Origin of the sequence: uncultured Mailhella sp. (genome assembly GCF_947631555.1) — a bacterium.
Lineage (GTDB): Bacteria > Desulfobacterota > Desulfovibrionia > Desulfovibrionales > Desulfovibrionaceae > Mailhella.
Window position 1 is genome coordinate 1 of record NZ_CANRLT010000097.1, and the last position, 7,021, is coordinate 7,021.

Below are 7,021 nucleotides of genomic sequence, written 5' to 3' on the forward strand. Positions count from 1 at the left end.
GAACGAGTTCGGCCGCGTCTGGCAGACGCTGGTGCCGCCCTCGTTGGGTGTGGCGAGGAACATGACAAGTTCGCGTTCCACGATGTCGTGGATCAGGCTTTCCTTTTTTTCTTCAAGGCTCATGGTGAACTCCTTACGCTCTTTCCTGTGCGAGCGCGGCTTTGCAGATGTTCAGGTTGCTGCGGTAGCCCTCGATGCCGGGGCCTTCCGTCTGCCCGCAGCGGGCATAGCAGGCGATGGCCTTCTCCAGGGTGTCGGCGGCTTCCTGCCAGCGCCCGGCGGAGGCCAGCGCCGTTCCGAGATTGCCCAGAGAGAAGGCTGTTTCCGGGTGATCACCCAGAACTTTCAGCCGTATGGCCAGGGCCGCCTTGTGGTGGGCTATGCCCTCGTCATAGCGGTCCATTTCCTCATAGATGCGCCCGAGGTTGTTCAGGCAGGTGGAAACCTCAAGGCTTTCCGGCCCGCGCTGCCTTTCCCAAAGCTCCTTGGCCTCGAGGTTCAGCGCTTCGGCGCGGCCGAGGTTGCGGGCCATATATTCGCCGAAGGAAAGGGCGAACAGGGAAGGCGCCAGGCGCGGGTCGTCCGCGGGCAGGCAGCGCCGCAGAAGTTCGAGCGCCCGGCGTCCGGTTCGTACGCTGTTCTCCACGTCATTGCAGGCGATTTCCACGCGGGCAAGCGCCGTCAGGGCCAGCGCCAGTGCCTGACCGGAGGCGGGTTCGAGCAGGGAAGAGGAGCGCCGGAGCTCTTCCCGCGCTTCCGTGTTCCTGTTCTGCTGAAAGAGGACGACGCCTAAGGAATAGCGCAGTTTTCCCTCGTCTTCGGGCGGAAGGGCGGGATAGCTCTTCAAGAGCCCGCGCAAGGCGTCTTCGGCCTGAGCGTCCGGCAGGGACTGGGCGGCCTGAAGGGCGGAACGAAAGTTTTCCATCAGTCCTCCATGACGTTGCGTTGGCGGAGTTCAGGCTCCCTGACGCCCATCTGTACGGCGGGTCCGGCCTCCCAGAGCCAGTTTCCCTGCACATGGCACAGCGCCTGATCCCTGAGTTCCGTGGAGACCAGAGTGCAGAGCTCTTCAATGGCGTCCACGGCCTTCATGCCCTGTTCAGGAGAATCCCACGGAGTGCGGGCAAGGGTGTTCAGCGCGGCGGCGGTCCGGCGGCCGAGCAGCGGCAGCTTTTCGCACAGATGCCCCGCCCATTTGTAGAAGGGCATGAAGCGGCGGTTCAGGAGAAACGTCATGGAGAGCGCCGCTTCGGCAAAGCGGGCGGCGGCGAGCATGGCGGCCGTGAAGTCCCCCCTCTGGAGGCAGCGGGGCAGATTGTACTGACCGGCCTGCGCCATGATCATGCAGCGGGCGGCGATCTTCTTGCGCCGCACATCTTCGGGATAGTAGGCGAGCAGTCCCTTGCGGAAGGCGGAAAATTCCCCTTCCTCATCCATGAAGACTTCGCCGTTGGTGCAGGAGCAGAGGTGATATTCCGGGATGCTCATCCATTCCCGCCAGCTTGCCGGGACGTGATCCATGCCCAGAAAACGGCGGTAGAAGCCCTTGACGGGCAAAGGGCCCACGCGCCCCATGCGCCTTTCCGGAGCCATGCGGGTGGGATGGCCCTGAAAGGAAGCGGGGAGAGCCGCCAGAGCCTGTTCGATGCGGTCGCATTCCGAACGGAGCAAGGCGTCGGGAAGCCAGAGGCAGAACGAGGGACCCCAGTCGTGATCCCGGGAAAGGCCGTCGTCTGCGCCCAGGCAGTCGGAGCCTTCGCCCACAAGACCGGCGGCGGCGTGTGCCATGACGTCAGGAATGCGCTCCCTGAGCAGAGGCAGGGAGGCTTCAAAAAAACTTCGGGAAAGGGAAAGGCCATTCATTGGCATACAGACCTCGACGGATGAAAGCACGGGCTTCCGTTTGCTGTTGCAAAAAACGTGCCACGGCAGGGCGATCTGGGAGAAAACGCCGAAACCGCGGACGGCAGACCGGGTAAGAGGTTGAACTGATACCAGATGGTGCATCATGCCAGAAAGTTTTTTGCAGGGGAAGAGGCGCCTCACTGAAAAATTTTGCGGGACAGAACGTGCTTTTCGAGAGGAGGAAAGTGCAAAAACGCAACAAAAGAAGACGAAAAAAGGCGCTGAAGTGTTTTTTTGCTCATACTTAAAATTCTTTTTTTATAGATAGTTAGGAAAAATATGTTGCAAAAGTGCACGTTTTGACGCCGCAGCGGAAGGAACGAGCCTGCGGGCAAATTCAGATAAGATGTTTTTAAATCAGGCAGATAGCTGATTTGGCATGGTTCATGCATAGGGAAAGTGAGTCAATCGGAAAAGCGTGAACTTTTCAACGTCATACATTCATACCATCGGAGGAATCGATGTCTCAGTGCTGTGCCTGCCTTTCTCCCCAGGAAGACCGCGTCATTAACAAGAAAGTGGATCGTGCCGGCCGCGAGCGCGTGTACAAGATCCTGGAACGCAACCAGTTCACCATTCCCCATGTGGACGTGGAGCGCGCCAAGTATTTCACCGAATCCATGAAGACCACGGAAGGCGAACTTCTGACCCTGCGCTGGGCCAAGGCTCTGAAGAACGTGGCTGAAAAGATCACCGTCTACATCACGCCTGACCAGCTTCTGGCCGGCCGCGTGGGGCAGCTCGGCCGCTACGGCATCCTGTATCCCGAGATCGACGGCGACTTCTACCGCGAAGTGCTGGGCGAGCTGGATCACCGCGCCAAGAGTCCCTTCCAGATTTCCGATGCGGATAAGAAGATCGTCATGGAAGAGATCGCCCCCTACTGGGAAGGCAAGACCTACCATGAACATCTGAACAAGGTCATTCCCGCCGAGATCCGTGGCGTGACCTATGATGACGAGCGCGGCCTGAAGTCCAAGTTCGTGGTGTCCGAGACTTCCTCCTACCGTTCTGCGCTCCAGTGGGTGCCGGATTACGAAAAGGTGCTCAAGCGCGGCTTCATCGATATCCAGAACGAGGCCAGGGAACGCCTTGACGCTCTGGATCTGACGAACTCCGTGGATCTGTGGGAAAAGAAGCCCTTCTACGAAGCCATGATCATCGTGTGCGACGCCATCATGATCTGGGCACGCCGTCATGCGGAACTGGCCCGCAGGCTGGCCGCTGAAGAAAAGGATCCGGTGCGCAGGGAAGAGCTGCTTGAGATCGGCAAGGTGTGCGAGCGCGTGCCTGCGTATCCCGCTACCAGCTTCCGCGAAGCCATGCAGTGCCAGTGGTTCGTGCAGATGTTCTCCCGCATCGAACAGAAGGCCAGCGCCATCATTTCCAACGGCCGCATGGATCAGTACCTGTATCCTTACTACAAGAAGGATATTGAGGAAGGCCGCATGACCCGCGTTCAGGCCCGCGAACTTCTGGAATGCATGTGGGTGGATATGGCGCAGTTCATCGACCTGTACATCAATCCCACGGGCAACGAGTTCCAGGAAGGCTATGCGCACTGGGAAGCCGTGACCATCGGCGGCCAGACTCCCGACGGCGAAGACGCGACGAACGATCTTTCCTATCTGTTCCTCGAATCCAAGCGCGAATTTCCGCTGAACTATCCCGACCTCGCCGCCCGTATCCACTCCCGCACGCCTGAGCGCTTCATGTATGAAGTGGCTCTGACCGTGAAGGACGGCTCCGGCTTCCCGAAGCTGATCAACGACGAGGAAGTGGTGTTCCTGAACACCGTGAAGGGCGTTCCGGTGAACGAGGCTCTGGACTATGCCGTTTCCGGCTGCACCGAGACCCGCCATCCGAACCGTGACACCTACACCTCCGGCTGCGTGTACATCAACTTCGCCTCCGCTTTGGAAATGGTCATGCACAACGGCCGCATGATGCACTACGGCGATGAGGTCATCGGCCTTGAAACCGGCGATCCCTGCAGCTTCAAGACCTGGGAAGAATTCTACGAAGCCTACAAGAAGCAGCACCTGAACCTGCTGCGCAAGGCCTTCCAGCAGCAGCACATCGTGGATCGTCTGCGCCCCATGCACTTTGCGGCGCCTCTGTCCTCCGTGCTGCACAACCTGTGCATGGAAAACGCCCTCGACCTGCACACCGAGAAGATCCCCGGCGGCGTTGACTTCTCCTATTTCGAATTCCTCGGCTATGCCACGGTGACCGACTCTCTGGCCGCCATCAAGAAGCTGGTCTTCGAAGAGAAGAAGCTGACGATGAAGGAAGTTCTCGACGCCATCAACGCCGATTTCGTGGGCTACGAGCCGGTCCAGAAGATGCTCATGAGCGCCCCGCGCTACGGCAACAACGATCCCTATGCGGACAGCATCGCCAAGGACATTGACCGCTTCACGCAGGTGGAAGCCGAGAGAAGCAGCCGTGACCGCGGCATCCATGTGGACGTCCGCTATGTGCCCATCACCTCTCATGTGCCCTTCGGCAACGTCATCTGCGCTACGCCCAACGGCCGCAAGGCCTGGACGGCGCTGTCCGATGGTTCCTCCGCCTCCCAGGGCGCGGACGAAAACGGACCTACCGCCGACCTGCTCTCGAACTACCACACCAAGAACTACGGCATGATCAACCGCGCTTCCCGCCTCCTGAACGTCAAGCTCTCGCCCAAGTCCGTGGCGGGTGAGGAAGGCACGCGCAAGGTTATGGACATCATCCGCACCTGGTGTGACCTGAAGCTCTGGCATCTCCAGTTCAACGTTGTGAACCGCGCCACCCTGGAAGCTGCCCAGAAGGATCCGAACAGCTATCGTAACCTCCTGGTTCGTATCGCCGGCTACAGCGCCTACTTCTGCGATCTGTCCCGCGACCTGCAGAACGATGTCATCGCCCGTACCGAACACGAAAACGTGTAAGCTCTCATCACACAGAAAGAACCGGGGAGTTCGTCTCCCCGGCACGGCGGAGAGGGGACGTTCCCCTCTCCTTTTCTCAAAGCGCGTTGGCGCACGGCAGGAAGGCCGCGTTCCAGCGCGCTTTGAAAAAGGGCAGCCCGAAGGCTGCCGCCACCGCACTGGGGAGAACAGGGACTATGCAGGACGCCAAAGTAAAAGGCATGATTTTCAATGTGCAGAAGTTCAGTGTGCACGATGGCGCGGGTATCCGCACGCTGGTATTTTTCAAGGGCTGCCCGCTGCGCTGCCGCTGGTGCAGCAATCCAGAATCTCAGCTCTTCACGCCGGAGCGGGCCTTCAATCCTTCGCGCTGCCTGACGGCAGAAGTCTGCGGACGCTGCTCAAAGGCCTGCCCCACGGGCGCCATGAGCGTTGTCGAGGGTCTGAACTTCTATGACCGCTCCAAATGCACGGGCTGCGGCGCCTGCGTGAAGGCCTGCCCCACGAGCGCACAGTCCTTCTACGGCTACGAGTCCAGCGTGGAGGACATCATCAGGAAGGTGGAAGAGGACGATGTGTTCTATGCCCGTTCCCGCGGCGGCATCACCCTTTCCGGCGGCGAGGCACTCGCCCAGCCTGAGTTTGCGCTGGCGCTTCTGCGCGAGGCCAGGCATCACCGCATCAGCACCACCATTGAAACCTGCGGCTGCTATCCCACCGAAGTGCTGGCCGAAGCCTGTACGCTGCTCGATCAGCTCATTTTCGACATCAAGACTCTGGATGAGGAAAAGCACAAGAAGTTCACGGGGCGTGACAACAGGCAGATCCTGAAGAACATCAACTATGTGTTTGAACACTTCCCGAAACTGCCCATACTCATCCGTACCCCCGTGGTTCCCGGCTTCAACGACACGGAAGAGGAGATCATGGCCATACGCCGCATGATTCCCTTCCGTCCCAACATCCAGTACGAAGCGCTCACCTATCACCGCATGGGCCAGCCCAAGTACGGGTATATCGGCCGTCCCTATCTGCTGGAAGGTGTGACGGCGGACGAGGCATTCATGAAGCGCCTCAATCAGAAACTTGCCGCGTATCAGGGATAGAGGCTCAGGACAAGCCGGCATCTCCGGCAGGGAAACAGGCTTTAAAAAGGAGCGGCTCGTGACGTTTGCTTTTCTCGGACTTGGGAATATGGGCGGTGTCCTTGCCCGCAATCTTTTGCGCGCCGGGGAGAAGGTGACGGTCTTTTCCCGCAGTGCCGGGCGGGCGGAAGCCTTTGCGGCCGAAGGCGCCGCCATCGCGCAGGAACACGGCGATCTTGCGGCCTGCGACGTGCTCTGCACCTGTCTGCCTCTGCCGCAGCATGTCAGGGACGCCGTCCTGGGCGAGGACGGCCTGTACGCGAAGCTGAAGCCCGGTTCCATCCATATCGAATTCAGCACCATCGACCCCACCGCCGCGGAAGAACTCGCGGAAGCGGCGCATACGCGGGGCCTTGCCTACCTGCAATCCACGGTGGGCAAGACGCCGCAGATGGCGGAACGCTGCGAAGAGCCGCTCTTCCTTGGAGCCGATGGGGAGGACGACCGGAAAGCGCTGGCCGGGCTGATGCCCGTTCTGGAAAAGATCGGGCGGCCGAGAGACGTGGGCACGGTGAAGGCCGCCTGCGCCGTAAAGCTCCTGAGCAATCTCATCGGCATGGCCAACCTGGTGGTTCTGGCTGAGGGTATGCGCCTGGGGGCGCTGGCCGGCATGGAGCCGCACGAACTTCTGGAGCTGCTTCAGGATACAGGCGCCCGCAGCTTTCAGATGGACGTCCGCGGCCCGTGGATGGCGGACGGCGACTATGCGCCGCGCTTCGGTGTGGAGCTGGCGGCCAAGGATCTGCGCCTCGGCTGCGCCATGGCCCGCAGCTGGGGCTATGCGCCCAAAATGATCGAACAGGCGTACGCCTGCTTCACCGAGGCCGGCGAATCCGGCCTGGGCCTGGAAGATGCCTGCGCCGTGTACAAGGTCATGAAATAGCCTTTCCCTTCCTTATCCGCCGGAGCGGGGCGTGGTGCGCCGCTGATAGCGAGCAGGCCGCGTGCAATCGGGTAAAGCGTGAAAAAGCAGAAAGGCAACGCATTTCCTGCCGGAAATGCGAAAGGCAGCCGAACTTCCAGTTCGGCGAAAGGCACCCTCCGGCCACGTCTGAC

The 7,021-nt window shown here is 60.3% G+C and carries 6 protein-coding genes; 3 read left to right on the forward strand and 3 right to left on the reverse strand.

The genetic code is table 11. The features are described from left to right. Positions 1 to 133: 133 nt before the first annotated feature. Both Q0Z94_RS10450 and Q0Z94_RS10455 read right to left on the reverse strand, forming a co-directional pair. Positions 134 to 925: a tetratricopeptide repeat protein gene (locus tag Q0Z94_RS10450; RefSeq protein WP_298069484.1), complete on the reverse strand. Its 792-nt coding sequence runs from the start codon at positions 923 to 925 to the stop codon at positions 134 to 136. Next, the gene (locus Q0Z94_RS10455; protein WP_298069485.1) at positions 925 to 1,863 is read right to left on the reverse strand and encodes a DUF4037 domain-containing protein; all 939 of its coding nucleotides are present in this window, start codon (positions 1,861 to 1,863) and stop codon (positions 925 to 927) included. The genes Q0Z94_RS10450 and Q0Z94_RS10455 overlap by 1 nt, the downstream gene beginning before the upstream one ends. A 503-nt stretch (positions 1,864 to 2,366) precedes the next feature. Between Q0Z94_RS10455 and Q0Z94_RS10460 the strand changes: the two genes are divergently transcribed. From Q0Z94_RS10460 to Q0Z94_RS10470, 3 genes are all read left to right on the forward strand, one after another. Further along, a complete protein-coding gene (locus tag Q0Z94_RS10460; protein WP_298069487.1) occupies positions 2,367 to 4,841 on the forward strand; it encodes a glycyl radical protein in 2,475 nt (824 codons plus the stop codon). A 176-nt stretch (positions 4,842 to 5,017) separates the two neighbouring features. Further along, entirely contained in the window at positions 5,018 to 5,926 is a 909-nt protein-coding gene (locus Q0Z94_RS10465; protein ID WP_298069489.1) for a glycyl-radical enzyme activating protein, read from the forward strand. A 58-nt stretch (positions 5,927 to 5,984) separates the two neighbouring features. Beyond that, complete coding sequence (locus Q0Z94_RS10470; RefSeq protein ID WP_298069491.1) at positions 5,985 to 6,848, forward strand: NAD(P)-dependent oxidoreductase; 864 nt, start codon at positions 5,985 to 5,987, stop codon at positions 6,846 to 6,848. Here the strand turns inward: Q0Z94_RS10470 and Q0Z94_RS10475 are convergent. Then, a partial coding sequence (locus Q0Z94_RS10475) for a hypothetical protein (protein WP_298069493.1) occupies positions 6,838 to 7,021 on the reverse strand: 184 nt, incomplete at its 5' end. The two genes, Q0Z94_RS10470 and Q0Z94_RS10475, sit on opposite strands and share 11 nt — an antisense overlap.

What these genes read in the sequence shown, in the direction of transcription:
- Q0Z94_RS10450 (WP_298069484.1), bottom strand. Translation starts at nt 925, where the DNA reads ATGGAAAACTTTCGTTCCGCCCTTCAGGCCGCCCAGTCCCTGCCGGAC.
- Q0Z94_RS10460 (WP_298069487.1), top strand. Translation starts at nt 2,367, where the DNA reads ATGTCTCAGTGCTGTGCCTGCCTTTCTCCCCAGGAAGACCGCGTCATT.
- Q0Z94_RS10455 (WP_298069485.1), bottom strand. Translation starts at nt 1,863, where the DNA reads ATGAATGGCCTTTCCCTTTCCCGAAGTTTTTTTGAAGCCTCCCTGCCT.
- Q0Z94_RS10465 (WP_298069489.1), top strand. Translation starts at nt 5,018, where the DNA reads ATGCAGGACGCCAAAGTAAAAGGCATGATTTTCAATGTGCAGAAGTTC.